General features: G+C 71.1%; 22 protein-coding genes and 2 pseudogenes. 15 read left to right on the forward strand and 9 right to left on the reverse strand.

Annotated features, from left to right (window positions below; genetic code table 11):
• Window positions 1-150: 150 nt before the first annotated feature.
• Both WBK31_RS39340 and WBK31_RS39345 read left to right on the forward strand, forming a co-directional pair.
• A pseudogene (locus WBK31_RS39340) lies at window positions 151-1,512 on the forward strand (ABC transporter ATP-binding protein); the annotation flags it as partial.
• Window positions 1,513-2,164: 652 nt separating this feature from the next.
• On the forward strand, window positions 2,165-4,006 hold the full coding sequence (locus WBK31_RS39345) for an ABC transporter ATP-binding protein (RefSeq protein ID WP_378785423.1): 1,842 nt from the start codon (window positions 2,165-2,167) through the stop codon (window positions 4,004-4,006).
• A 510-nt stretch (window positions 4,007-4,516) separates the two neighbouring features.
• Here WBK31_RS39345 and WBK31_RS39350 read toward each other — a convergent pair.
• Window positions 4,517-5,974, reverse strand: coding sequence for a serine hydrolase domain-containing protein (locus WBK31_RS39350; RefSeq protein WP_406674047.1), 1,458 nt, complete (start codon window positions 5,972-5,974; stop codon window positions 4,517-4,519).
• 63 nt (window positions 5,975-6,037) lie between these two features.
• On the opposite strand from WBK31_RS39350, the gene WBK31_RS39355 reads away from it, so the two are divergent.
• Both WBK31_RS39355 and WBK31_RS39360 read left to right on the forward strand, forming a co-directional pair.
• Window positions 6,038-6,760 carry a Clp protease N-terminal domain-containing protein gene (locus tag WBK31_RS39355; protein ID WP_406674048.1) on the forward strand — a complete coding sequence of 241 codons (723 nt, stop codon included), beginning with the start codon at window positions 6,038-6,040 and terminating at the stop codon, window positions 6,758-6,760.
• Window positions 6,761-7,074: 314 nt separating this feature from the next.
• The gene (locus WBK31_RS39360) at window positions 7,075-8,229 is read left to right on the forward strand and encodes a serine hydrolase domain-containing protein (RefSeq protein ID WP_378785419.1); all 1,155 of its coding nucleotides are present in this window, start codon (window positions 7,075-7,077) and stop codon (window positions 8,227-8,229) included.
• A gap of 23 nt (window positions 8,230-8,252) precedes the next feature.
• Here WBK31_RS39360 and WBK31_RS39365 read toward each other — a convergent pair whose 3' ends face one another.
• Together WBK31_RS39365 and WBK31_RS39370 are read right to left on the reverse strand one after the other, a co-directional pair.
• Window positions 8,253-8,723, reverse strand: coding sequence for a PPOX class F420-dependent oxidoreductase (locus tag WBK31_RS39365; RefSeq protein ID WP_364068125.1), 471 nt, complete (start codon window positions 8,721-8,723; stop codon window positions 8,253-8,255).
• 85 nt (window positions 8,724-8,808) lie between these two features.
• Window positions 8,809-9,237 carry a DUF1772 domain-containing protein gene (locus WBK31_RS39370; protein WP_406674049.1) on the reverse strand — a complete coding sequence of 143 codons (429 nt, stop codon included), beginning with the start codon at window positions 9,235-9,237 and terminating at the stop codon, window positions 8,809-8,811.
• A gap of 193 nt (window positions 9,238-9,430) precedes the next feature.
• Between WBK31_RS39370 and WBK31_RS39375 the strand changes: the two genes are divergently transcribed.
• A complete protein-coding gene (locus WBK31_RS39375) occupies window positions 9,431-9,841 on the forward strand; it encodes a hypothetical protein (protein ID WP_364068123.1) in 411 nt (136 codons plus the stop codon).
• 107 nt (window positions 9,842-9,948) lie between these two features.
• Window positions 9,949-10,428, forward strand: coding sequence for a phospholipase (locus WBK31_RS39380; RefSeq protein ID WP_406674050.1), 480 nt, complete (start codon window positions 9,949-9,951; stop codon window positions 10,426-10,428).
• A gap of 175 nt (window positions 10,429-10,603) precedes the next feature.
• On the opposite strand, the gene WBK31_RS39385 is transcribed toward WBK31_RS39380, so the two are convergent.
• A complete protein-coding gene (locus tag WBK31_RS39385; protein WP_364068121.1) occupies window positions 10,604-11,665 on the reverse strand; it encodes a glycoside hydrolase family 19 protein in 1,062 nt (353 codons plus the stop codon).
• Window positions 11,666-11,741: 76 nt separating this feature from the next.
• Window positions 11,742-12,182, reverse strand: a complete 441-nt coding sequence (locus WBK31_RS39390) for a DNA-binding protein (RefSeq protein ID WP_378785414.1) — start codon at window positions 12,180-12,182, stop codon at window positions 11,742-11,744.
• A gap of 237 nt (window positions 12,183-12,419) precedes the next feature.
• Here WBK31_RS39390 and WBK31_RS39395 point away from each other — a divergent pair, with 237 nt between their 5' ends.
• Together WBK31_RS39395 and WBK31_RS39400 are read left to right on the forward strand one after the other, a co-directional pair.
• Window positions 12,420-13,769, forward strand: a complete 1,350-nt coding sequence (locus WBK31_RS39395) for an ATP-binding protein (RefSeq protein ID WP_364068119.1) — start codon at window positions 12,420-12,422, stop codon at window positions 13,767-13,769.
• A gap of 65 nt (window positions 13,770-13,834) precedes the next feature.
• Window positions 13,835-14,398: an RloB family protein gene (locus WBK31_RS39400; RefSeq protein WP_364068381.1), complete on the forward strand. Its 564-nt coding sequence runs from the start codon at window positions 13,835-13,837 to the stop codon at window positions 14,396-14,398.
• 6 nt (window positions 14,399-14,404) lie between these two features.
• Here the strand turns inward: WBK31_RS39400 and WBK31_RS39405 are convergent.
• Window positions 14,405-14,500, reverse strand: a pseudogene (locus WBK31_RS39405) (MerR family transcriptional regulator); the annotation flags it as partial.
• A gap of 18 nt (window positions 14,501-14,518) precedes the next feature.
• On the reverse strand, window positions 14,519-15,421 hold the full coding sequence (locus tag WBK31_RS39410; RefSeq protein ID WP_406674051.1) for a diacylglycerol/lipid kinase family protein: 903 nt from the start codon (window positions 15,419-15,421) through the stop codon (window positions 14,519-14,521).
• A gap of 505 nt (window positions 15,422-15,926) precedes the next feature.
• On the opposite strand from WBK31_RS39410, the gene WBK31_RS39415 reads away from it, so the two are divergent.
• The 5 genes from WBK31_RS39415 to WBK31_RS39435 are packed head-to-tail and all read left to right on the forward strand — an operon-like array spanning window position 15,927 to window position 20,733.
• The gene (locus tag WBK31_RS39415) at window positions 15,927-16,748 is read left to right on the forward strand and encodes a trypsin-like peptidase domain-containing protein (protein WP_364068117.1); all 822 of its coding nucleotides are present in this window, start codon (window positions 15,927-15,929) and stop codon (window positions 16,746-16,748) included.
• A gap of 14 nt (window positions 16,749-16,762) precedes the next feature.
• Window positions 16,763-17,749, forward strand: coding sequence for a MoxR family ATPase (locus WBK31_RS39420; protein ID WP_364068116.1), 987 nt, complete (start codon window positions 16,763-16,765; stop codon window positions 17,747-17,749).
• Window positions 17,750-17,755: 6 nt separating this feature from the next.
• On the forward strand, window positions 17,756-18,646 hold the full coding sequence (locus tag WBK31_RS39425; protein WP_364068115.1) for a DUF58 domain-containing protein: 891 nt from the start codon (window positions 17,756-17,758) through the stop codon (window positions 18,644-18,646).
• Between the two features lie 34 nt (window positions 18,647-18,680).
• On the forward strand, window positions 18,681-19,643 hold the full coding sequence (locus WBK31_RS39430) for a VWA domain-containing protein (protein ID WP_406674052.1): 963 nt from the start codon (window positions 18,681-18,683) through the stop codon (window positions 19,641-19,643).
• A 37-nt stretch (window positions 19,644-19,680) separates the two neighbouring features.
• Window positions 19,681-20,733: a VWA domain-containing protein gene (locus WBK31_RS39435; protein WP_378785407.1), complete on the forward strand. Its 1,053-nt coding sequence runs from the start codon at window positions 19,681-19,683 to the stop codon at window positions 20,731-20,733.
• Window positions 20,734-20,755: 22 nt separating this feature from the next.
• Here WBK31_RS39435 and WBK31_RS39440 read toward each other — a convergent pair whose 3' ends face one another.
• Window positions 20,756-21,148, reverse strand: a complete 393-nt coding sequence (locus WBK31_RS39440; protein ID WP_378785405.1) for an RNA-binding S4 domain-containing protein — start codon at window positions 21,146-21,148, stop codon at window positions 20,756-20,758.
• 41 nt (window positions 21,149-21,189) lie between these two features.
• Complete coding sequence (locus WBK31_RS39445) at window positions 21,190-22,668, reverse strand: aromatic amino acid ammonia-lyase (protein ID WP_364068111.1); 1,479 nt, start codon at window positions 22,666-22,668, stop codon at window positions 21,190-21,192.
• Window positions 22,669-22,730: 62 nt separating this feature from the next.
• On the opposite strand from WBK31_RS39445, the gene WBK31_RS39450 reads away from it, so the two are divergent.
• Both WBK31_RS39450 and WBK31_RS39455 read left to right on the forward strand, forming a co-directional pair.
• Window positions 22,731-24,281, forward strand: coding sequence for an NAD(P)-binding domain-containing protein (locus WBK31_RS39450; RefSeq protein ID WP_364068110.1), 1,551 nt, complete (start codon window positions 22,731-22,733; stop codon window positions 24,279-24,281).
• Window positions 24,271-25,713, forward strand: coding sequence for a fatty acid--CoA ligase family protein (locus WBK31_RS39455; protein WP_364068109.1), 1,443 nt, complete (start codon window positions 24,271-24,273; stop codon window positions 25,711-25,713). Before WBK31_RS39450 ends, WBK31_RS39455 begins: the two co-directional genes overlap by 11 nt.
• The last annotated feature ends 46 nt before the right edge of the window (window positions 25,714-25,759 follow it).

Raw genomic sequence — 25,759 nt, forward strand, 5'->3', positions numbered from 1 at the left:
ATGTCCGTCACCACGCCCGCCACCACGACGAACTCCGAGTTCGACGTCTCCGGGCCGCGCTACGACCAGCGCGGGCCGGTGCGCTGGCTCTGGTCCCACCTGCGCCGGCATCCGGTCCAGCTCGTCGGGTTCCTCGGCGGCTCCGTCATCATGACGGCACTCAACGCCTCGGTCCCGCAGCTCACCGGGGCCGCGTTCGACGCCGTGCTCGGCACGAGCGGAGACCCGGCAAGGGCGCTGACGCTCATCGTGCTCGTGCTGCTGGTCATCGTGCTCGCGCGCGGCCTGTTCGACCTGATGGCCAGGCTGTCCAGCGAGGTGCTGGCCAAGCGGCTCGAACGCGACGCGCGCGACGAGCTCTACGTGAGCCTGCTCGGCAAGAGCCAGACCTTCCACAACCGGCAACGGGTAGGCGACCTGATGGCCCGCGCCGCCAACGACATCAGGCAGCTGTCCGTCATGATCTCGCCGGGGGTCGATCTGATCGTCGACTCCAGCCTGGCCGGGCTGGTGCCGCTGCTCTTCATCGCCGCCATCGACCCGCGGCTGCTGCTGGTGCCCTGCGCGTTCGCGGTCGTCTTCGTGCTCGCGCTGTGGCACTACATGCGCCAGCTCAACCCGGTCGCCACGCGCATGCGCGAAGAGTTCGGCGACCTCAACGCGGGGCTCAGCCAGGCGGTGCGCGGCATCGAAGTGATCAAGGTGATGGCGCAGGAGGGGCAGGAACGCACGCGGTTCCGCGCCCGCGCGCGCCGCTACCGTGACTCCTTCGTACGCAACGGGCTCGTCCAGGCCCGTTACCTCCCGACGCTGCTGTTCGCCGGCGCGCTCGCCGCCGCCCTGTGGCACGCCATCCACCTCCAGAGCATCGGCGTGATCACGGTCGGCGACCTGGTGGCGTTCATGGGGCTGATGGTCATGCTGGGCTTTCCCACCCAGATGTCGATCTGGACGTTCTCGCTGGTGCAGATCGGCATCGCCTCCGCCGGCCGCATCCTCGGCATCGTCACCGCCGAGACCGAGCTGTGCCAGCCCGCCGACGGCCACGCCGCACGCATCTCCGGCGAGATCGTCTTCGACGATGTCACGTTCGGCTACGACGACGGCGGGGAGCCGGCGCTGCGCGGCATCAGCTTCACCGTCAAGCCCGGCGAGACCGTCGCGATCGTCGGCGAGACCGGGGCGGGCAAGAGCACGCTGACCAAGCTGGTGCCGCGCATCTACGACGTCACGTCGGGGCGCATCCTCATCGACGGCGTCGACGTACGCGCATGGGACCTCGACTCGCTGCGCTCCCAGATCTCCACCATCGAGCAGGACATCGTGCTCTTCTCCCGCTCGGTGGCCGAGAACATCGCCTTCAGCCTCGGCCAGCGCGCCGACCGCGAGGCCGTGATCAGGGCGGCGGAGGACGCGCAGGCCGCCGAGTTCATCGCCGAGCTGGACGACGGCTATGACACGGTGATCGGCGAGCGCGGCGTCACGCTGTCGGGTGGGCAGCGGCAGCGGCTGGCCATCGCGCGGGCGCTGCTCACCGACCCGGCGATCCTCATCCTGGACGACTCCACCAGCGCCATCGACTCGGCCACCGAGGACAAGATCCAGCAGGCCATCGAGCGGGTGCTGGAAGGGCGTACGACGTTGATGATCACTCATCGGCTCTCGCAGATCCGCTGGGCCGACAAGGTCGTGCTGCTGCGCAGGGGCGAGCTGGTCGACTGCGGCACCCACGACGAGCTCATCGCCCGCAGCCCGCTCTACCGCCGCATCTTCGCCCACTACGACGAGGCCGACTACGGCCCGGTGGGCGACGACGACGTCTCAGCGAGTGAAGCGGCCGGAGACGGCACCGCCGGGGCCGGTGCGGCTGAGGATGGCGCGGCCGAGGCCGGGGCCGGCGCGGCTGAGGATGGCGCGGCCGAGGCCGGGGCCGGTGCGGCTGAGGATGGCGCGGCCGAGGCCGGGGCCGGTGCGGCCGTGGCCGGCGTGGCCGGAGGGCGCGGGGCCGATGGTGGCATGGCCGGGGATGGCCCGTCCGGCGACGCCGCGTCCAAGGATGACGGACCTCCGGAAGACATGTCCAAGGATGACGGACCCGGGAAGGCGCGTCCGGGTCCGGGGCCGGGACGGCTGTTCTCAGTGGCGAGCAGGGGAGCGTGCGCTGATGGGCTTCATCATGGACGGCCTCGACGCCGAGGACTACGACCGCACCTACAACGACCGCGACCTGCTGCGCCGGATCCTGTCCTACTTCCGGCCCAAGCTCTGGTCGATGGTGCTGGTGGCCGTGATGATCGTGCTGTCGTCCACCAGCCAGGCGTTCGTGCCGCTGCTGACCAGCTACGTCGTCGACGCGATCGCCGACGGCACGATCGGGCGGGTCGGCTGGATGTTCGTCGTCGGGCTGCTGCTGACCGGGGCGCTCGGGTGGGTGTTCAACTTCGTACGCCAATACTTCAGCGCCCGCGTCACCGGCGACGTCGTGCTCAAGCTGCGCGAAGACGCCTTCGACGCGGTGCTCGAGCGCGACATGTCGTTCTACGACGAGACGCCGTCCGGGCGCATCGTCAGCCGGGTGACCTCCGACACCGACGACTTCGCCACCGTCTCCACGCTGACGATGGACCTGATCAGCCAGGTGCTGATGGTCGGGTTCGTCACGTTCCTGCTGTTCCTGCGCAGCGTCGAGCTGGCGCTGCTGACGCTGCTGGTCGCGCCCGTGGTGGTGGGGCTCGCGCTGCTGTTCCGCCGCATCGCGCGGGCCAGCACCCGCCAGGCCCAGCGCTCGCTGAGCCGGGTCAACGCCAACCTCCAGGAGACGATGGGCGGCATCGCCGTCGCGAAGAACTTCCGCCAGGAGCAGCAGGTCTACGACGAGTTCCGGCCGATCAACCAGCAGAGCTACCAGGTGACGCTGCGCCAGGGGTTCGTCTTCTCCGGCATCTTCCCGGTGCTCTTCCTCGTGGCGGGGCTCGCCACCGTCGCGCTCGTCCAGCTCGGCGGCACCGCCGTGCTGAACGAGCGGCTGAGCGCCGGTGACTGGTATCTGTTCCTGCAGGGCGTCGCGCTCTTCTGGATGCCGCTCACCTCGATCGCCGCGTTCTGGTCGCAGTTCCAGCAGGGGCTGTCGGCGTCCGAACGCGTCTTCGCGCTGATCGACGCGCCGCCCCGGGTGGTGCAGACCGACGCGCGGCAGGTCGGGCGGCTGGCCGGGCGCATCGAGTTCGACGGCGTGACCTTCGGCTACGACCCCGCCCATCCCGTACTGCGCGACTTCGATCTGACCATCGAGGCCGGCGAGAGCGTGGCGCTGGTCGGGCACACCGGGGCCGGCAAGTCCACGCTCAGCAAGCTGATCACCCGCTTCTACGAGTTCCAGGACGGCCGGCTGCTGATCGACGGCCACGACATCCGCACCCTCGACCTCGCCTCCTACCGGCGGCAGATCGGCGCGGTGCCGCAGGCGCCGTTCCTGTTCAGCGGCACCGTCGCCGACAACATCCGCTACCCGCGCCCCGACGCGACCGACGACGAGGTGCTCGCCGCCGCCTCGGCCGTGGGCGGCGGCGACTGGATCGACGCGCTGCCCGACGGGCTGCAGACCGACGTCGGCGAGCACGGGCGGGCGCTGTCCATGGGGCAGCGGCAGCTCGTCGCGCTGGCCCGGCTGCTCATCCAGGACCCGGCCATCGTCGTGCTGGACGAGGCCACCGCCAGCGTCGACCCGCTCACCGAGGCGCAGATCCAGGAAGGGCTCGACGTGGTGCTCGCCGGCCGCACCTCGATCGTCATCGCCCACCGGCTGTCCACGATCGAGCACGTCGACCGCATCATCGTGCTCGACCACGGGCGCATCGTGGAGGAGGGCGACCACGCCACGCTGCTCGCCCGCGGCGGCCGCTACTGCCAGGTCTACAACACCTACTTCCGCCACCAGTCGCCGAATTACCGGGCAGGCACGGGCTTCGTCCCGGTGGGCACCGGCGAGACCGCCGGCACCGGTTGAGGGCGGCGGCGCCGGCGGTGGCGCGCGAACACACTCGGGGAGCCGGCGTGGGACGCGGCGTCGGGGTGATGGCTGTGCGGGGACTCACCTCGGGGTCGGCGTTCGCGTGCCGGTGGGCGGGCGAGGCCGGGGGGTCGGTGTGTGGGTGGGTTTTCGGGCGGCCGTGTGGTCGCGCCTGAGGGCTGGGTGCTCGGTCGGGCCCGGAAGGCGGTGTGCGAGTGGACGCGGGGGCCGGGGCGGGGCCGAGCCTGGGGCTGGTGCGTGGTCGGCCCCGCCGGCCGGTGTGCGGTCGTGCGCAGGGGCCGGTGCGTGAGCGAGCCCGGGACTCTGTGCGCAGGGCGGCGGGGAGCCGGTGCGCGACTGAGCTCGGTGCCAACGGCATGCGGGTGGGCTCGCGAGCGTCCGTTCGCAGGGTTCGGCCGACGTTCGATTCGACCGAGGTGCACAACGACGGCGCCGCGGTGGAGATGGGGGATCTCCTGAGCGGACTGCTGAGGGCGTCTGCGGTGCTTACGAGGCTGACATTGTGCGGGCGCGGGCGCCCAGGTTCGGGACGTCTAGTTGGCGTTTGAGCAGCTCTGCCTCGTGGTCTGGGAGTTCGCGGCGGATCGTGAGGGCGTTGTCGAGGAGGGGGTTGGCGGTGAGGCGGACTTGGCGGACGCCTTGGGCGAAGGCGTCCGGGTCCCAGCCGCCCTTGGCCTCGGCGGTGGACGCCATCGCCGCGATCTGCTCGGCGGTGGGCGGGGTGGGGATGCCGAGGCGGGTGGTGAGGCGGTCGCCGACGAGCAGGCCGGCCAGGTAGCTGCGGCCTGAGGCCGGGGAGCGGCGGGGGCGCGGGTCGGTGCCGTGGACCCAGGCGGTGACGATGTCGGCGACGAGGCGGGCGGCGGCGTGGCTCGGACGGTCGGAGAGGCCGAGGTCGCCGAGGTCGTACTGGTTGGTGGAGATCACCAGCACAACGCGGTCTTCGGTCCAGCCGCGCGTGAAGTGGTTCCAGCCCCACAGGTACTCGCCGCCGTGCCCGATGTACGGGTGCTCGCCGCCGTCGAACACGTTGAAGACGAAGCCGACCGACGCCGAAGGGCTGGGCCCCATGCGGGTGCCGCCGGACGCCTGGGCGGTGATCATCTGCCGGGCGGTCTCCTGCGCGAGGACCGCTCCCGAGTCCAGGCGGCCGCCGTTGAGCAGGGCCAGGATGAAGCGGGCGTGGTCGGACGGCGTGCTCAGCGCCGACCCCGCCGGATAGTCGCCGGGGTAGAGCGGCGGCAGCGTGAGCCGGAGACCCGGCAGCGTGGCGTACCCGGTGGAGCGGCGGGCGAGCAGCTCGGCCGGCACGTGGTCGGGGTGCTGCGCCGGCGGGAACACGGTCGAGCCCATCTTCAGCGGCTCGAACACGTGCCGCGCCACCCACTCGGAGAAGCTCACCCCGTCGGGATTGAGCAGCTCCACCAGGTGGCCGACCAGGGCGATGCCGATGTTGCTGTAGGTGTAGCGCTCGCCGGCGGGCGCGGCCCAGAACGGCAGCAGCGTGCCCCCGTACGCGTCCGACCTGGCCTCGGTGAGCACGCGCCGCAGGTGCTCGCCCAGCGGCGGGGGCGGGACGTGGTCCCAGTTGCCCATGTTCGTGCCCAGCCCGCTGCGGTGGGTCAGCAGGTCCCGCAGCGTGATGGAACGTTCCCCGAGCGGGTTGCGCACGTGCTCGTCCAGCGGGTCGTCCAGCCCGATGAGGCCGCGTTCGACGAGTTGCAGGGCGGCGACGGCGGTGTACGCCTTGCAGTCGGAGCCCGTGGGGCCGACCGTGTCGGTGGTCATGGGGCGGCCGCTGGCGACGTCCGCCAGCCCGTACGCCCTGGTCAGCGCCACCTCGGTGCCCACGCCGACGGCGAGGGAGAGTCCGGGTGCGCCGCAGTGGTCGAGGATCTCCGGCGTGAGGACGTCCAGTGCCTCCGCCAGCTTCGCGATGTCCATGCGTCAACGATGTCCTTGACGTTCGCAAAGTGTCAAGGATTACGTTGACAGCATAATGGGAGGGTGCCCGAGCTACCCGACCTCACCGCCCTGCTGTCGATCGTCGAAGAACGCAGCGACAGCGCCGACCCGCTGACCCGCCTCTCCGTCGCCGAGGGCGTGCTGTCGGAGCTGCAGGGCGTCGGCGACCGGCTGCTCGGCTACCTCGTCGAGCTGGCCAGGGCCGAAGGCTGCTCGTGGTCCGACATCGGCGACCACCTCGGCATCAGCCGCCAGGCCGCCCAGCAGCGTTACGGCCGCCGCTGGGCCAGCCTCACCGTGGCCGACCTCGCGCAGACCGGTGCGTTCGACCGCTACACCGCCCGCGCCAAGGAGGCGCTCGAACGCGCGGAGGCGCACGCCCGCCGCACCGGCAGCACCGCCGTCGGCGCCGACCACCTGCTGCTCGGCATCCTCGACGATCAGCAGACGCTGGCCGTACGCGCGATCGCCGCCCAGGGCGCCGACCCCGCCGCGCTCCGCGCCGACCTCGAACGGGAGCTCACCACCGGCCCCGGGTCGCCCGACACGCTTCCCATCGGCGCTGACGCCCGCCGCGCCCTCCAGGCCGCGCTGCTGGAGACGGCCGAGCTGCGGCACAACTACGTCGGCACCGAGCACATGCTGCTCGGCCTGCTCCGCGAGAAGTCCGTCGGATTGCTGCGGGAACGCGGGGTCATGCTCGAACCGACGCGGGCCGCCGTACGGGCGGCACTGGAGGCGATCCTGCGCGCCCGGGAGGTGTAGGCGGGAGGACGGGGGCTCAGGTGCGGCGATCCGCCGGTCGGCGGGGCCCGTGATGGCGGGTGCGGACGTCCTCGGCCGGGCGGGCGGGCCGCTGCTCGACCCTTGTGATCAGCGGGCGTTCGGGCGCGGGCGGGTGTACCGCTGCCCTGCACGCGGTGATCAGCGGGATCGTGAAGGGAGGGTGCGCAACTCCTCGACCGGGCGGATAGCCGCCACTCCGCCCGTGGCGGTGCCGGGATGGTACAGGTAGCCCTACCTAGGGTGTCGCGTCTGCGGGATCGATGGCGCCAGGTGCCCGTCAGTAGCTTGGGCGCATGATCACTCGACGCACCCTCCGCTGGACCGGCACCTCCGCCCTCGCCCTCGCCGTCCTGGCCGGCCCCGCCGTGACCGCCGCACACGCCGCCACGGCCACGTACGCCACCAAGACCGCCGACGCCTCGGGCGCCGTCGTGCAGGACCTCCTCGACGACCTGGTCACCAAGGACAAGTTCCCCGCCGCCATCGCCACCGTGCAGGACAGGGACGGCGAGATGACCGACTACACGGCCGGGAAGGGCGAGCCGCCCGCCGACGGGTACGTGCGCATCGGCAGCAACACCAAGACGTTCACGGCGGTGACGATCCTGCAGCTCGTGGGCGAAGGCAAGATCAAGCTGGACGGCCCGGTCGAGAAGTACCTGCCGGGGCTGCTGCGCGGCAAGGGCATCGACGGCCGCCGCATCACCGTACGGCAGCTGCTCCAGCACACCAGCGGCCTGCCCGAGTACACGGACTTCCTGGCCAAGGGCGCGCTGCCGTACCAGCACCGCTACTTCCAGCCGCGTGACCTGCTGGACATGGCGCTGAAGAAGAAGGCGCAGTTCGCGCCGGGCACGAAGTGGTCGTACACGAACACCAACTACATCGTCGCCGGCCTGATCATCGAGAAGGTCACCGGCCGTCCGGCGGCCGAGGAGATCACCAAGCGGACGATCAAGAAGATCGGCCTGACCCACACCTACTTCCCGGGCGTCGGCGAGCAGAAGATCCGCGACCCCCACCCCACCGGTTACCACCGTGACGACCCGGCCAAGCCGATGACCGACGTGTCCGTCTCCGACCCGTCCAGCGCGTGGACCGCCGGCCAGATGATCTCGACGCCGAGCGACCTGAACCGCTTCTTCACCGCGCTGCTCGACGGCAAGCTGCTCAAGCCCGCGCAGCTCAAGCAGATGCGCACCACGGTCAAGGCGCCCCAGCTCGGCCCCGGCGGCCGGTACGGGCTCGGCCTGAGCGCGGTCAAGCTGTCCTGCGGCGGCACGGCGTGGGGTCACGGCGGCGCCATCCCCGGCTACTACACGACGAACGCCGCCACCGAGGACGGCCGCGCCGCCGCCATCGCGGTCACCCACCTGCCGACCACGGTCGAGGGGCAGCAGCACGTCGAGGGCGCCCTGGACAAGGCCCTCTGCGCCCTGAAGGGGTGACGGTCCGCCGCAGCGGGGACCGGTCAGTCGTTCTGGAACAGGCGGGCAGGGAAGCCGCCCGTCGCGATGGGCCCCCACCGCTCGATGGTGATGCGGATCAGCGACTTGTCCTGGCGGCGCATGGCCTCGCGGTATTCGTCCCAGTCGGGGTGCTCGCCCGCGATGCACCGGTAGTACTCGACCAGCGGCTCCAGTGCCTCCGGCATGTCGAGCACTTCGGCCCGTCCGTCGACCTGCACGTACGGGCCGTTCCAGTCGTCGGACAGCACGCAGATCGACACCCGAGGGTCGCGCCGGGCGTTGATGGCCTTGGCGCGGTCGGGGTAGGTGGAGACCACGATCCGGCCGGAGTCGTCCACACCGCATGAGACCGGCGAGAGCTGGGGCCGCCCGTCGGAGCGGGTGGTGGAGAGCAGGCCGTGGTGGCGGGGGCGGAGGAAGTCGAGCAGTTCGGGGAGCTCGACGCGGCGGGCGGTGGCGATGTTGGGTGCCATCTGCGGGTGCCTCTCATGACGCGTTAGGTGGAACACGCCCGATCCTGCCATCAGCGCCGGCACCGCCTCGCGGGTGGTGCCGGCGTCAGAGCGCGGTCAGGCCGATACCGGTCAGGACGAGGCTCACCGCGCAGGCCACGGTCCTGATCGTGTTCCAGCGCGTCCAGCGCGGCGCGTACTTCTGGTACGGCATCGTGCCCGCGTCCAAGGTGTTGTTCATCGGTACGTTGATCGCCACGGTGACCAGGAACGAGCCGACGCCGTTGGCCACCGCCGCGGCGTAGAACCAGACGGACCCGGTGACGATCCCGGTCACCAAAGCCGCCAGCGGCGAGCCCATGAACACGATGAACAGCCACGGGTTGAGGATCTTGCGGTTGATACTGCGCATCGCCGCCCCCGCGTGGGCCGGGTCGATGGCGTTCAGGCCCGGCATGACGGACATGGAGAAGGCGTAGAAGAGACCCATGAGGGCGCCGTGCAGCAGGAGGGTGACGAGAGCCAGAACCAGCATGCCTTCATGGTGACGGCCATACAGTGAGACGGTCCATGGTCATTACGCTCATCTGCATAAGTGAGCGTCTCAACATCGGAGTGTGACGGCCGTCACGGTCGTTGTGCGTATTCGTCCACAGTTGATCGGGGTGAAGCTCCGTACTGTCCCTGTCATCAAGCGGAACACACCGAATGACGGGGAGGAACCCGAAATGCGGAAGACCTTGGCGATCGCCGCCCTTGCCGGTTCGATGGCCGTTACCGGCCTGGCGATCAGCAGTCCGGCGCAGGCCGCTTCGGCCACGACCGCGAGCACCGCTCACTCTGCAACGGTCACGTGGGGGAAGTTCTTCTCCAGCGACTACAAGGCGTACACGTTCGGTGAGACGTGGAAGTCGCACGGCAAGGTGTTCACGAAGTGGTACGGCGTGGACAAGCGCGGTGGTAAGAAGGGCTGGGTCTGGTTCGAGGTGTACCGGAACGGCCGTTGGGTGAAGTTCAACAAGGCGTGGGACGGCAAGGTCGTCGGCACGTGGAGCGGCCGGGGGATCCAGAAGGTGTACACGTTCACCTGCTGGGCCGGGAAGTTCGACAACTGCGGCAAGAAGTACCGCATCTACTGAGAATCATGAGCGGAACTTGGGGAGAACCGCCGCGTGTCTCCCCGTGCCGCGACGGGTGATCAGGTGACGCTTGCCTGGACAGGTTCCGGCACGACAGGCAGGCTCTCATGCTCGGACGATCCTTCGCCGCTCTCGCCATGACCACCGCCGTCCTGGTGTACCCGGCTCCGGCGTACGCCGTGACGCTGGAGCAGAAGCTGGCCGCGCTCGCCGCGTTCACCCAGCCCACCGACGAAAGCGCCGCCGCCTGGCGGAGCGCCTGGGCCGATCAGGCGTCATGGGCCGCGTACGCCTTCGACTGGTCCACCGACCAGTGCTCGGCGAGCCCCGACAAGCCGCTCGGCTTCGACTTCACGATGCCCTGCACGCGGCACGACTTCGGCTACCGCAACTACAAGGCGGTGAGCCGGTTCGACGAGAACAAGGCCCACGTGGACGACGCTTTCCTGCATGACATGCGCCAGGTGTGCGCGGGTCACCAAGGGGCGCGCAGGAGAGTGTGCGACCGCCTGGCCTGGTCGTACTACCAGGCGGTGCGCAGGGTCGGCGCGCTGGTGTCGGGGGATCGGCTCGCCGGCTTCGTGTGACGGGCCCGTCCGGAACTGCGGACCGGACCGAGCCGACGGGACCGGACGGAGCCAGCCGGACTGTACGGAGCGCCGGCAGGGCCGGACGGGACATGGGACGGCCCGCCACACGGGGGCGGGCGGGCCGTCCAGGAAGGGACCGCCGCTCGGTAAGAGCGGGCTGTCCGGGGAGGCATCAGCAGGACAGGTTGCCGCCCGGGGAGACGCCGAGCATCTGGGTGAAGCGCTGGTAGGTGGTGATCCGGCTCTGCACCTGGGCCGGGTTGCCGCCGTTGCACTCCACGCCGCCGTTGATGCTGCGGATGGTCTCGCCGAAGCCGTGCCCGCCCACGATCGCGTTGTGCGGGGTCATGATGCCGGGGCCGGTCTGGGTCATCCAGTACCACACGGCCGCCTTCCAGGCGACGGACGCGTCCTGCTCGACCAGCCACGGGTTGGTGAGCAGCGGCAGGCCGAGCGCGTCACCGGCGGCCTTGTAGTTGTAGTTCCAGCTCAGCTGCATGGGGCCGCGGCCGTAGTAGGCGGACTGGCCGGCCGGGCAGCCGTACGACTGGCGGGTGTCGCAGTAGTGGGAGTAGTTGGCGGTGTTCTGCTCCACGATGTGGACGAGGCCGCCGGTCTCGTGGCTGACGTTGGCGAGGAAGGCCGCCGCCTCCTGCTTCCTGACGGTGTCGCTGCCGGTCTCGGTGAAGGCGGGGAACGAGCTGAGCGCCGCGACGAGGCCGCTGTAGGTGTAGAAGCCGTTCCGGTTCGGGAACATCTGCTCGAACTGCGCCTGGCTCACCACGAACCCGGACGGATCGGGGTTCGGGTCGGTGGAGCCGCCGTCACAGGTGTACGGGTCCCAGTACCAGTGGCTGATCACCGGGTCGTAGCCGGGGTTCTCGTGGACGGCGATGTAGTGGTTGCCGTCGGTGTAGCGGACGATGCTGCCCACCGGGTACCACTGCCCGGCCACCCAGTTCGGGTAATTGCAGCTCGTCCCGCCCCCGCTGCTGCCGCCGGTGCAGGAGCCCTGGTCGGACCAGACTTCGGCGCTGCCCGGGGTCTCGCCCTGGGTCCACCACCGGGCCTGGTAGTTGCGCCCGTTGTACGACACCAGCGCCCCGCCGGTGTAGACCGCCGAGGAGCTCCAGGGGCTCGCGCAGGCGGCGGCGTTCGCCGCGCTCGGCATCAGCACCGCGAGCACCCCCGCGGCCAGGCATAACGCGGCCAGGTGGGCCAGGAGTCTACGCACGAGATCTCTCCCTCGATTTTCTTAGGAAACTTTCCTAAGAGTTAACGGACGCCCTGGCCCCGCGCAAGGCCCAAAGTCAGCCCGCGCCCTCCTCGGCGGTCGCGGTGCGTCCGGCCAGGCGCTCGTAGCGCTGTCTCGCCGCCTGCGCCGTTCCGAGGCCCAGGCCGTACGCGATCTCCTGCCAGGTCATGCCGCGTCCGCGCGCCATCCGCAGCAGCCCGGCCTCCAGCGCGTCGAGCTCGCCGCGCACCAGCGGGACGAGGGTCAGTGCGGCGGTGATGTCGGCCCTGTCCACCTCCGGCTCGCCGTCGTCGAGCTGTGCGGCCCCGCTGAGCAGGAACGTCACAAGCCTGACGGCCTCGTGCGGCGCGAGCGCCGAGGGGTGGACCTGACGGCTGCGCTGCTCGTCGGTGGCGGCGTGGCGCTCGGCGATGCGGAAGAGGGAGGCGTGGACGCGCTCGGCGCGCGCCCGTTCGGGATCCGGCGCGGCAAAGGGGTCGGTTTGCTCACTGTGCATGAACCCACGGTCCCGCGCCTCATGCAGTGTTGTCAACATAACGTTTTGAACAGACTGTTTAAGGCCTGTAGGTGTGCCCCTGCTAAGCGCCAGTCGGGCCGTCGAGGCGGGAGGTTTCTGTTAATCGGCGGTTGTCCGATTTTCTAGCCATTTGCGCACGGCCTATGGAGGCTCTGTCAGCGCGACTTCGGTCAGGCTCAATTGCTAAATTGCAGATTTCCCGCAATAATCGCGCTCATGGCGGACGGCGAGGCGGGTCAGCTCTCGATGCTTCTGGCGTTCCGGGCGGAGAATGCCTACTCGTTCTATGACGAGTTGGACTTCTCGCTTGAGGCGACGGCTCAAGCGGAGAAGGGCGTGCCGAGAGAGGTTCACTGGCACCGCAAAGGCGGCCGTCCCCTCCGGGTTCTCCCCGCGGCAGGCGTGTTCGGCGCCAACGCCTCGGGCAAGACCAACCTGCTCAAGGCGCTGCACCATCTCAGAGACCTCGTGCTGTTCTCGTTTCGGTCCGGTGACCCGTCTGGGGGCGTTCACCGGCACAGCTTCCGGCTCGATCCCGAGGCGGCCGACAAGCCGACCCGCTACGAGATCGATCTCGTGCTCAACGGCGTCCGTCACGAGTACGGCGTCATCGTGGACAGCCGGCGCGTTCTCCAGGAGTGGGCATACCGTTATCCGCATGGCCGCGCGGCCTTGATCTTCAACCGGACACACGGCGAACAGATCGAGATACCCGCAGGAAAGCGGACGATAGGAAGGGCGATCGAGCGCATCGTCAGGCCGAACGCCCTCTTCCTGTCGGCTGCGGCAGCGGGCGAGCATCCGGATCTGCTTCCGCTCTACGACTGGTTCGGTCGCAACCTGAAGCTCGCGGAGGCGTCGAGCAGGCAGGCGCGATGGGCGTTCACCGCACAGCTCCTTCGCGAGGACGCGAGCCGGGAGCAGGTATTGGCGCTGCTTCGCGCCGCGGACCTCGGCATCGCGGATGTCAGGATCCGGCCACCCGACCCCAAGGTGCTCGAACGGGTCCGCCGCGCCATTCTCATCCTGGCCGGGCATGAGGACGATGCCGAGGGATTTCCGGAGATCGACCTCACTGAGCTGGGTTTAGTGCTCAGTCACCGCGGCGTGCGGGATGACGTGGACTTCAACGTGTCGGAGGAGTCGCTGGGCACTCTCGTCTGGCTCGGGATCGTGGGGCCCGTCTTCGAGGCTCTGCAGTCGGGGACCGTCCTCCTGGTCGACGAACTGGAGTCGAGTCTGCATCCCCTGCTCACGGAGCGGCTCATCGGTCTGTTCCAGGACCCGGAGGCCAACCCCCACGGTGCGCAGCTGATCTTCAGCTCCCATGCTCCGTCGCTTCTGGGCAGCACCACGCGTTCGCGGTCCCTGGGACGCGATCAGATCTGGTTCACCGAGAAGCTCGCGGATGGCCGCAGCCGTCTCTACCCCTTGTCGGATCTGTCGCCGCGCCAGGAGGAAGCCATAGGGAAGCGGTACCTTTCCGGCCGCTACGGTGCGACGCCGATCGTCAGCCACGAGGAGTTCATCGAAGTCGCTCGTCTCATAGCGGGCGGTCACCAGTGACCCGCAAACCGCGAAGCCGCTCGCAAAGGGTTCCGGCGGCGCAGAGCACCAGGCGCACCCTCTACGTGTTCACCGAAGGCACCAAGACCGAGGTGCTGTATTTGCAGTACTGGTATCGGCTCTGCAGGGAGCGCGTCATCGTGGAGATCGATGACTTCCATGGCGTTCCGCTCGACCTCGTACGCGCTGCCTGTGCTCGCAAACGAGCGGACCAGCGTGAGGCGAAACGCGGTCGTGGCAGTGCCTTCGACGAGTACTGGTGCATGTTCGATGTGGACGAGTTCCCGAACCTCCCGGAGACCTATCGGCTGGCCGCCGACAACCAGATCAACATCGCTGTCTCGAACCCGTGTGTCGAGCTGTGGTTCCTGCTCCACTTCCAGAATCAGACGGCCGCGCTCGAACGAGGCTTAGCGCAGACGCTGGCCAAGAAGCACCTGTCCTGCGAGAAGGCGCTGACCCCACGTGCGCTTGAGCAGCTGACCGACCGCTACGACGTCGCCCGTGACCGCGCGCAGAAGCTGGACACCAAACACGAGGGTGACGGCTCACCCCCGAGATCCAACCCGAGTTCGGGCGTCTGGCGACTCATCGAGAGCATCCAAGGCCACCGGGGAACAAGCGGCTGATCCGCGCGGAGCGACGATGGCGGCGTCGGAGTGGAGGCGGATCGCGCTGACGCTGAGCCCGGTACGGCGGGCCGCGTCCCCGATCGAGTAGAGCTCGTCCATGCCCGCCACTATCGGACCTCAAGTCGCTTGAGACGCGACCTCCGGCATGGACAGCCGCCAGGCGTGGGGCTCGACGGTCCACGTGCGCTCGGCGTAGGGGCCGGTCAGCTCGCCGTCGGCGTTCACGTGCACGGCGGGACCGCTGATCCGGACCCGCGTCCCGCGCACGGCGGCCACCTCCGGCCTGTCCACGTGCCGCCCGAGCTTGAGCAGCACCCCGTACCGCAGCCGCTGCCACGGCCCCGTGGCGAACGAGACCACCACGTCGGCCTGCCCGTCCGAGGGGTGGGCGCCGGGGGTGAGGGGCGTGCCGCCGCCGATCGAGGTGCCGTTGCCGATGCCGACCATGAGGACCCTGCGCCGTCCGTCCGCGACCACCCGGCCGTCCACCTCCACCTTGAGCGGCGATCCTTTGGTACGCGCGCCCGCCACCAGGCTGCCGACCGCGTACGCGAAGCGGCGCAGCACCGGCTTGAGCGGCGTCGCCGTACGGGCGGCCTCCACGCCCACGCCGATGTGCACGGCGTTGACCACGACGCCGCCCTCGTCGTCGCGCAGCAGGTCGATCGGCCGGGGCCGGCCCAGAGCCGCCGCCCGCGCCGCCTCCTTGGGATCGAGTGGTACGCCGAGTCCGCGCGCCAGGTCGTTGCCGGTGCCGAGCGGGATCAGGCCGACGGTCCTGCTGGCCAGCTCTCCTCGCTCGGCCAGAGTGGCGACGAGGCGGTGCAGGCTGCCGTCGCCGCCCAGCACCACCGGGTCCCGGTCGGGATGCTCGTCCAGGGCCTTGGCCAGCGCATCGGGCTCGTCGAGCCGGACCTCTGCGGTGTCGGCGTGCTCGCGCAGCACGTTCACGATGTCCGAGACGACGTCGTCGGCGGCGCCGCCCGCCGCCGCGTTGACGATCGCCAGCAACCGGCGCATCGAAGCCCTCCCTCGCCGCGTCCTCCGGGGCCGACGCCTACCCCGCCCCGCGCCCCCAAACCTCCACACCCCGCCGCGGGGTGGAAGCATTGCGGTGCGGCTTCCGGCTGTCCCGGCCGGACCGGCGCCCCCGATCACCCCACCGCCGCGGCTGCGAACTTCATGGGGAGAAGAAAGGAGGGCGGAACCCGGTGGCGGGGCCGCCGCTCGGCTGCGGGCCGATCGCTGAGAAGGGGACGCAGTCCGGTGGTGGCGGCGTCGCCCGGCTGCGGGGCTTCTTGGGGAGAGGGGGCGGCGCGCGGCTGCGGGGCCAGGCGTGGAGAGGGGGAGGCGGAACGCGGGCGTGGACGGTCTGGCCTTGGTGGTCGGATACTTGGTGGTCGGATATGCGGGTGGTCGGCACTGCTACCTCCGCCGCTACAAAACCCAGACTCCCAGCCGGTTCTCATGAAGTTCTCAGGCGAAGTTTGTAGCACTTTCGCCTGAGATTTATGACTATGGGGCGATGGAGCGCGTGCCGCAGGCGGACGGCGCGGCCGAGGCTCAGGAGGCTCAGACGCCCCCGAAAGCCGAAGCCGGTAAGCGGGTCCGATGGTTCGTCGTCGGGGGTGCGGCGCTGGTCATCGTGGCGGTGCTGGCGTACGCCCTGGGCAGCATCGGCGCGGGCGGCCGGGAGGCCGCGCCGAGCCCCAGCCCGACGCCGTCACCCAGTGCCACGTTGAGCGTGTCCGACGTCTTCGAACGGGTCGGGCCGTCGGTGGTGGTCATCCAGGCGGGCAAGTCGCTCGGCACCGGAGTGATCGCGGCCGACGACGGAACGGTCCTGACCGCGTACCACGTGATCAAAGGCGCGAAGGACGTCACGCTGCGCTTCTCCGACGGCACCAAGAGCAAGGCCGCCGTCACCTCAGCGAACCCCAAGCGTGACGTCGCCACGCTCAAGCCGCAGAAGCTGCCCGAGGTCGTCGTCCCGGCGACGCTCGGCGGCGCCGTGTCCGTCGGAGCGCCCGTGATCGCGATCGGCAACCCCCTCGGCCTGACCTACAGCGTCTCGACCGGCGTCGTGTCCGGCCTGAACAGGTCCGCCGACCGCGACTCCGACGACGGCGACCTGAACGGGCTCATCCAGTTCGACGCCGCCGCCAACCCGGGCAGCTCGGGCGGCCCGCTCCTCGACTCGCGCGGCCTGGTGATCGGGATCGTCGTCTCGATCGCCGACCCGGGAGGCGACGAGGCGTTCGCCGGCATCGCGTTCGCGGTGCCGATCGGCGCGGCCCTGGGCGGCGACGACGGCGAAGGACCGCCCGGCGAAGGGCTGCAGATATGACGCGAAGGGACCCCATGACCCGACCAGAGCCGGACCAGGCCCACCCGCTCGAACAGGTGCTGTTCGAGGTCAAACGTACGATCGTCGGGCAGGACGTGCTGCTCGAACGCATGGCGGTCGCGCTCATCGCCGACGGTCACCTCCTGGTGGAGGGCGTGCCCGGCCTGGCCAAGACCCTCGCCGTACGGTCGCTGGCCGCCGCCGTCCACGGCACCTTCCAGCGCGTGCAGTTCACCCCCGACCTGGTGCCCGCCGACCTCATCGGCACCCGCGTCTACCACCAGCACTCCGGCGAGTTCAAGACGGAGCTCGGCCCGGTGTTCGCGAACCTGCTGCTCGCCGACGAGATCAACCGTGCCCCCGCCAAGGTGCAGAGCGCCCTGCTGGAGGTCATGCAGGAGCACCAGGTGACGATCGGCCGGGAGACGTTCCAGGTGCCGGAGCCGTTCCTGGTCATGGCGACGGAGAACCCGATCGAGTCGGAGGGCACGTACCCGCTGCCCGAGGCGCAGGTGGACCGGTTCATGATGAAGGTGATCGTGGACTATCCGTCGAACGCAGAGGAGCACGCGATCGTCGCGCGGGCGCTGCGCCCGCCGGAGCCGCCGCAGCCGATGCTCACCCCCGGCGACCTGATGGCCATGCGCGAACGCGCCCGCCAGGTGTACGTCGACCCGTCGATCATCGACTACGCGGTCCGCCTGGTCTCCGCCACCCGCTCGCCGGCGACCGCCGGGCTCGGCGAGCTGGAGCGGTACGTCACCCACGGCGCCAGCCCGCGTGCCTCCATCGCGCTCGTCACCGGGGCGAGGGCCCTCGCGTTCCTGCGCGGCCGCGACTACGTGCTGCCGCACGACCTGGCCGAACTGGCGCTCGACGTGCTGCGCCACCGGCTGGTCCTGTCGTACGAGGCCCTCGCCGACGACGTCGATCCCGACACGATCGTCACCAGGGTGCTCGGCGCGGTCCGCGCCCCCGACGTCGTCCTGCAGAACCGCTGAGCCGCCATGGCGACCGCCCCAGAGAAACTCCTGCTCCGCCTGGAGTGGAAGGTCGTGCGCAGGCTCGACGGCCGGCTCCAGGGGGCCCACCGCACCACGTACCGGGGGGCCGGGATCGACTTCACGGGGCTGCGCGCGTACAGCGAGGGCGACGACGCCCGCCACATCGACTGGAACGTGACCGCCCGGCTGGACGAGCCGCACCTGCGGGTCTTCACCGAGGACCGCGAGCTGACCGTGTGGCTGGTGCTGGACCGGTCGGCCTCGATGGCGGCGGGCCGCCCGGGGCGGGCCAAGCATGACGTGCTGGCCGAGCTGGCGCTGGTTCTCGCCCGGCTGTTCGGGCGCAGCGGGAACCGGGTGGGCGCGCTGCTGTACGACACGGGCATGCTGCGCGTGGTGCCACCCGGGACGACGCGCAAGCACGCGCTGCGCATCGCCGCCGAGCTGGAACGCACCGCGGAGCGCGCCGCCAAGCGGGGCGCCACGACCGACCTGGCCGCGATGCTGGACGCGGCCGGACGGCTGGCCCGCCGCCGCGCCCTCGTGCTCGTGCTGTCCGACTTCATCGGCGAGGGCGACTGGGAACGCTCGCTGCAGCGCCTGGCCCGCCGGCACGAGGTGGTCGCGCTGCGCATCGTGGACAGCGCCGACGACGTGCTGCCCGAGGCCGGGCTGATCGTGGTCGAGGACGCCGAGACCGGCGAGCAGCTCGTCGTGGACTCCGCCGATCCGCTGCTGCGGGTGCGGTTCCGCGAGGCGGTGGAGGCCCGCGACGCCGGGCTCGCGGCGGGCATGCGCCGCGCCGGGGTGCCCGTGCACCGCGTCGAGACCGACCGCGACCTGGCCGAGACGCTCGTCGAGGTGGTCGCCAAGACCAGGGACAGGCGCTCATGATCACAGGACCCATCGCCCCGGTGGAGGAGGCGTCATGACCCTGTCCTCCCCGCTGCTGCTCGTCGCCGGGCTGCTCGTGACGGCGGCGCTCGCCTGGGCGGCCGTCGTCTCGGCCCGCCGCCGCAGGGCGGCGCTGGCCGCCGCGGGTGTCGTCCTGTCAGGAGGCCGCCGTACGTCGTTCGGCGCCGGCCTCGGCACCGGCCTGACGATCGCCGGCGTCGCCGTCCTGGCGATCGCCACGGCGGGTCCCACGGCCATGGTGCCGGTGCCCCGTACGGCGGGCACCGTCATCCTCGCCATCGACGTCTCCAACAGCATGGGCGCCGACGACGTCGCACCCAACCGGCTGGCGGCGGCGCAGCGGGCGGCGCGCGCGTTCGTCGAGGCGCAGCCCGACAGCGTGGACATCGGGGTCGTCGCGTTCGAACGCGGTGCGCTCACCACCGCGCGCCCCGATCCCGACCACGCCAAGGCGCTCAAGGCCATCGACCGGCTGAAGATCTCCGGCGGCACCTCGCTGGGCGCGGCCATCGCGGTCTCGCTGACGGCGATCAGCGGCAAGCAGGTGACGATCGGCAAGGACGGCGACATACCCGACATCGGCTACTGGCCGTCGGCGACGATCGTGCTGTTCTCCGACGGCCAGAACCAGGGCCGGGACCTCGACAAGGCCACCGAGATCGCGCAGACGGCCGGCGTACAGGTGCACACCGTCGGCGTCGGCACCACCGCGGGGGCCACGGTCAAGGTGGACGGCTACCACCTGCAGACCTCGCTGGACGAGGAGACCCTGACGCAGATCGCACGCGCCACCGGCGGCGAGTACCACCCCGCCTCCGACGCCGCGCGGCTCGACGGCATCGCCGACTCCATCGACCTGCGGCTCACCGTCTCCGACGAGCCGCTGCCCCTCGCCGGAGGGCTCATCTGGCTCGCCATCGCGCTGCTCACCGCAGGAGCGGCGCTCACCGTGCTCCGCTCTGGACGGGTGATCTGAATGCCGCCGACATCGACATGCTCGGGGGTGATCTGACGTGACGTTCTCGTGGCCGTGGGCTCTGCTGTTCGCGCTGGTCATCCCGCTGATCTTCGCCGTGCGCTGGTGGGCGCTGCGCCGCCGCAGACGGGCCGCCGTACGTGTCACCTCGATCGCGCTCGTACGCGCCGCCGTGCCGGGACGCACCCGGTGGATCAGGAAGGTCCCGCCGGCGCTGTTCGTCGCGGGGCTCGCGCTGCTCGCGGTCGGCGCCGCCCGGCCGCAGGCGGAGGTGCCGGTGCCGCAGCGGTCGGCGACGATCCTGCTCGCCCTCGACACGTCCATGTCCATGTGCTCGACGGATGTGGAACCCAACCGCCTGACCGCCGCGAAGAAGGCCGCCGCCGAGTTCGTCGAGTCGCAGCGGGGCGGGCCGCGCATCGGGCTCGTCACGTTCTCCGGCACCTCGGGACTGCTCGTCCCGCCCACCGACGACACCGACGCGCTGATCGAGGCCCTGGACGACCTCGTCACCGGCCGCGGCACCGCCATCGGGCAGGCCATGCTCACATCGATCGACGCGATCGCCGAGGTGGACCCGTCCGTCGCGCCCACCGGCGCCACCCCGCCCGCCGGTGAGGCCGGTTACGCCGCCGCCGCGATCGTCGTGCTCACCGATGGCGCCAACACCCAGGGAGTCGATCCGCAGACCGCCGCCCAGGAGGCGGCGCTGCGCCACGTACGCGTCTTCCCGATCGGCTTCGGCACCACCACCCCCGCGCCCATGGTGTGCGACAGCTCCCAGTTCGACGGGCGCGGCTTCGGCTCATGGGGCGGCTGGGGCAGGGGCGGTTTCGACCGCGGACGCAACGTCCGCAGCATCGACGAGGCCACGCTGAAGAAGATCGCCGAGACCACCGGCGGCTCCTACCACCGCGCCGAGAACGCCGACGAGCTGCAGACCGCGCTCGGCTCCCTGCCTGCCGCGTTCACCGTGGTGCGGGAGAAGGTGGACACGGCCGCGCTGTTCGCGGCCGGGGGAGCGCTGCTCATCGGCACCGCCTTGGGGCTCTCCCTGTGGTGGAACCGGCCCCGCACGCCCGCCCGCTGAGCGCTCGCCGCACGGCGGGCGCTCAGTCGCGGCGGGCCCGCCGGCCGAGCAGCCGCTCGATGTCGCGGCGCTCGCGCTTGGTGGGGCGGCCCGCGCCACGCGCGCGTACGGCGACCGGCACGATCTCCTCGCGGGGCGGCGGCGGAGGGCTCTTGTCGACGTAGCACTCGGCGGCCACGGCGGCGCCCACCCGCTTGTTGATGATCTTGGAGACGACGACGATCCGCTCGCGCCCCTCGTGGCGCAGCCGCACCTCGTCGCCGGGGCGGACGGCGTGGGCGGGCTTGACGCGTACGCCGTTGACCCGCACGTGACCGCCCCGGCAGGCGTCGGCCGCCATCGACCTGGTCTTGATCAGGCGTACCGCCCAGATCCAGCTGTCCACGCGCGCACTCGGCTGCTGCTCACCTGCCACGCCGTCACTCTACTGACCCGAGGCCCTGCTGACTCGCCGCCCTACTGACTCACCCCGGTGAGCAGATCAGCGGCCGTGCGGACGTCCTCGTCCAGCGGCCGGTCCGGGTCGATCGGCGGGATCGCCTCGGCCAGCGCGTCGAGCAGCTCCGCGCAGGCCGGGGCGGTGGGCCGGCGCGCGCCGACGTGCGCCGCCTGCCGCAGCCCCACGGCCAGCGAGCCGCACAGCAGCCGCAGCAGCCCCGCCATGTCGTACGCCCGCAGCGCCGCCTGCGTCCCGAACGGCACCACGTCCTGGTTGTGCAGGTTCGTGGGCAGGCTCTGCATCCCCGCCGGCACCGCCGCGCGCCGCAGCTCGGCGACGAACGCCGTCGTGGCGAGCTGCACGCCCTGCATGCCGTGCTGCCGGCCGGGCCCGGCGGCCAGCATCGGCGGCAGCCCGCCGTTGCGCCCCGGATCGACGAGCAGATCGAGCTGCCGCTCGGCGAGGTTGCCGAGCTGCGCGATCACCATCGCCAGCACGTCGGATGCGAACGCGGCCGGCTGGCCGAAGAAGTTGCCGCCGTGCACCACGAGGTCGTCCTCAGGGAAGAACAGCGGGTTGTCGCTGACGCTCGCGAGGTCGGCCGCGACGACGCCGTCCACGTACCGCAGCGCGTCCTCGGCCGCGCCCAGGAGCTGCGGCGAGCAGCGGATGCTGTACGGCTCCTGCAGCGCCCGCGTCCCCGAAGGCCGTGTCCCCGACAGCGTCTTGCGCATGCCGCCGGCGACGTCCGCCGCGCCGCGATGCCCGTACGCGGCGAGCAGGCGGGCATCGAGGAACTGCGGATCGCAGCCGAGCAGGTCGGCCAGCAGGCAGGTGAGCGTCTGCACGGCCCGGTGCGAGGCGCGCACGCTGTCCAGGGCGAGCGCGGTCGCGGCGGTGGTGAGCGAGGTGCCGTTGACGAGGGCCAGCGCGTCCCGCCCGTCGAGCGAGAGCGGCTTCAGCCCGGCCGCGTCCAGCGCGTCGGCGGCGGGCATGCGCCGCCCGTCCACGTACGCGTGACCACGGCCGCGCAGCGCCTGGGCGGCGTAGGCGAGCGGGATGAGGTCGCCGCTCGCGCCCACCGAGCCGTAGCGGGGGACCGCCGGGACGAACGTCGTGCCGAACATCGCCGCGAGCCCGTCCACCACGTGCGCCGACACCCCGGACAGGCCCTGGGCCAGCGACCACACGCGGACCAGCAGCGCCGCCCTGGCCACCTCCAGCGGCAGGTCGGGGCCCTGACCCGCGCCGAGATGGGCGAGCGTGTTGTCGCACTGGTCGGCCTCATCCTCCCGGCCGGCGAAGCCGACGAGCGCCCCGAAACCGGTGGTCGCGCCGTACACCGGGCGATCCTCCTCGCTCAGCACCTCGCGCAGGTAGCCGCGGCCGCGCTCGACGCGGCCGCGCACGCTCGGATCGACGAGAACGGACACGGGAGCCGCGGCGCGGCGGAGATCGGCGGGACACAGCGGAGCGGTGAGTTCGATGTCGCGCATGACCGGACGATAGGGCGGTGATTCTCAGAATCCTCTGAGAATTCGTCCCTAGCTTCCAGATCATGGCGCATGACTACGTGATCATCGGAGCCGGACCGGCCGGGCTGCAGCTCGCCGCACTTCTCGAACGCCACGGTCATGACTACGTCGTCCTCGAACGCGGGTCGGGGCCGGGCACCTTCTTCACCCGCTTCCCGCGGCACCGCCAGCTCATCTCCATCAACAAGGTGCACACCGGGTACGCCGACCCGGAGCTGCGGCTGCGCATGGACTGGAACTCGCTGCTGAGCGACGATCCCGACCTGCTGTTCACCCGCTACAGCGAGGAGTACTTCCCGCAGGCCGACGACCTCGTGCGCTATCTCGCCGACTACGCCGAACGGACCGGGGTGCGCGCCGAGTACGGCGTGGACGTCGTGCGGATCGGCCGCGACGACGACGGCTTCCGCATCCTCGACGCCTCGGGCCGCACCTGGCGGGGCCGCCGGCTCATCATGGCCACCGGCGTCTCCCGCCTGTACGTCCCGCCGATCCCCGGCATCGAGCACGCCGAGCGCTACGACACGTTCGACACCGACCCCGCCTCCTTCACCGGCCAGCGGGTGCTCGTCATCGGCAAGGGCAACTCCGGCTTCGAGACCGCCGACGCGCTCGTGGCCAAGGCCGCCGTCATCCACGTCGCCGGGCCGCACTCGATCAGGATGGCCTGGCAGTCCCACTACGTCGGCCACCTGCGCGCGGTCAACAACAACTTCCTCGACACCTACCAGCTCAAGTCGCAGAACTCGGTGCTCGACGGCACGGTGGAGAGCATCGAGCCCCTCCCCGAGGGCGGCTACCGCGTCATCTTCCGCTACGCCCGCACCGTGGAGGCGCTGCGCGAGCTGCGCTACGACCGGGTGATCGCGTGCACCGGCTTCCGGTTCGACGCCTCGGTGTTCGACGACTCCTGCCGGCCCGCGCTCGTCGTCAACGACCGCTTCCCCGAGCAGACCTCCGCGTACGAGTCCGTCAACGTCCCCGACCTGTACTTCGCCGGCACGCTCACCCAGCAGCGCGACTTCAAGAAGGGCACCAGCGGCTTCATCCACGGCTTCAGGTACGGCGTGCGCGCCCTGCACCGCATCCTCACCACCCGCTACCACGGCGGCTCCTGGCCGGCGAACGAGATCGAGCCCAGCCCCGAGGCGGTCAGCGACGCGATCATCGAGCGGGTCAACAGGTCGTCGGCGCTGTGGCAGCAGTTCTCCGTGCTCGGGGACGTCGTCACCGTCAACGGCGGGGCCCTCTACCAGGAGGAGGTGCCGGTGGCGTACGTCGCCGACGGCGGGCTCGGCCCGGCCAGGCACCGGTTCGTCGTCACCCTCGAATACGGCCCCGGCCACGACACCACGGACCCGTTCGACATCTCGGTCCCGCGCGTCAAGGAGAACGACTGGGAGCACGCCCAGGACTCCAGCTACCTGCACCCGGTGGTGCGCTACTACCGCGACGGCGAGCTGAACGCCGTACACCACCTGGCCGAGAACCTGGAGAACGAGTGGGACCTGCCGGTGGTGCACCGCCAGCCGCTGACCGCCTTCGCCAAGGAATGCCTGGCCGATGCCGGTTGATCCGTACCCCCGTCCCGTCCTCGACCTGCTGGCCGCCGCCGGCGACCGCCCCGTGTTCGAGCACGGGGACCGGGCGGTCACCGGCGCGCGGCTGCTCGGCATGGTCCGCCGGTGCGCGGCCGGGCTGCGCGCCGCCGGCGTCGGCCCCGGTGACGGGCTGGCGCTGCTGCTCGGCATCTCGCCCGAGGCGTTCGCCGCGATCATCGCCGGGTATGTCGTGGGCGCCCGCGTCGTCGGCGTCCGTCCCGGACTGCCCGACGCCCAGCTCCGCCACCTGCTGAGCCAGGACATCACCGCCGCCGTGACCGACGGGGAGCCGGGCCCCGGCGACCTGCGCCTGGACGACCTGCTGTCGGCGCCCGACGACGGCGGGCCACTCGTACTGTCCGGCCGTCATGACGACGTCGCCAGGATCGTCCATACCAGCGGCAGCACCGGCACGCCCAAGGCGTGCGCGCAGACGTACGCCGCCATGAACGCCGCCTGGACCGCCCGCCCCGAGTCGTGGCCGCCCGCGATCAGGGAGCTGGCCTCCCGGCTCCAGCGCTATCTCGTGTTCGGCACGCTGAGCAGCCAGGTCATGATGGAGTACGGCATACTCACGCTCGCCGCAGGCGGCACCCTCGTCGCCGCCGAGGCGCCGTCGCTGCCCGAGGCGATCGTCAAGCACCGGGCCAGCGCCGGCGTCATCACCGTGCCCCGCCTGTACAAGCTGGTGGCCGCCCAGCGCGCCACCCCGGCCGACCTGAGCAGCCTGCGCGCGCTCATGGTGTCCGGCTCGCCGGTCCAGGCCGCCCGGCTGCGCGAGGCCCGCGAGGTGCTCGGCCCGGTCGTGTTCCACGGCTACGGGCAGACCGAGACCGGCACGATCTCCATGGCCACCCCCGACGACCCGCCCCCGTCGCTCGGCGTCCCGCCCGACGTGATCGACATCTCGATCAGGGACGCCTCCGGCGCCCCCGTGCCGCCCGGCCAGGACGGCGAGCTGTACGTCCGCACCCCGTCCCAGGCCGTCGGCTACTGGGGCGACCCCGAGGAGACGGCGCGGGTCTTCGTGGACGGCTGGGTGCGCACCCGCGACCTCGGCCACTTCGACGCCGACGGCCGCCTCCACCTGATCGGCCGCACCAGGGACGTCATCATCGTCAACGCCGAGCTGCACTACGCGGGCCCCATCGAGCGCGCCCTGGCCGCCTCGCCCGACCTCGCCGAGGCGTACGTGATCGGCGCGCCCGACGAGGACACCGGCGAGGCCGTGCACGCCTTCGTCGTCCCCGCACCCGGCCGCACCCCCGACTTCGACGCCCTGCGCCACCTGGTCAGGGAGCGGCTCGGGGCCGCCTGCGTGCCCGCCACGATCACGGTCATCGACGAGGTGCCCGCAGGCCCGAACGGCAAGCCGGACAAGCGCCTGCTGAAAGCCCCCGGTTAGCCGGGACGGCTCCTGCCCGCCGTGCGTGCCGCCGGGCTTCCGCCTC

Source organism: Nonomuraea sp. N2-4H (assembly GCF_045291505.1).
Classification (GTDB): domain Bacteria; phylum Actinomycetota; class Actinomycetes; order Streptosporangiales; family Streptosporangiaceae; genus Nonomuraea; species Nonomuraea fastidiosa.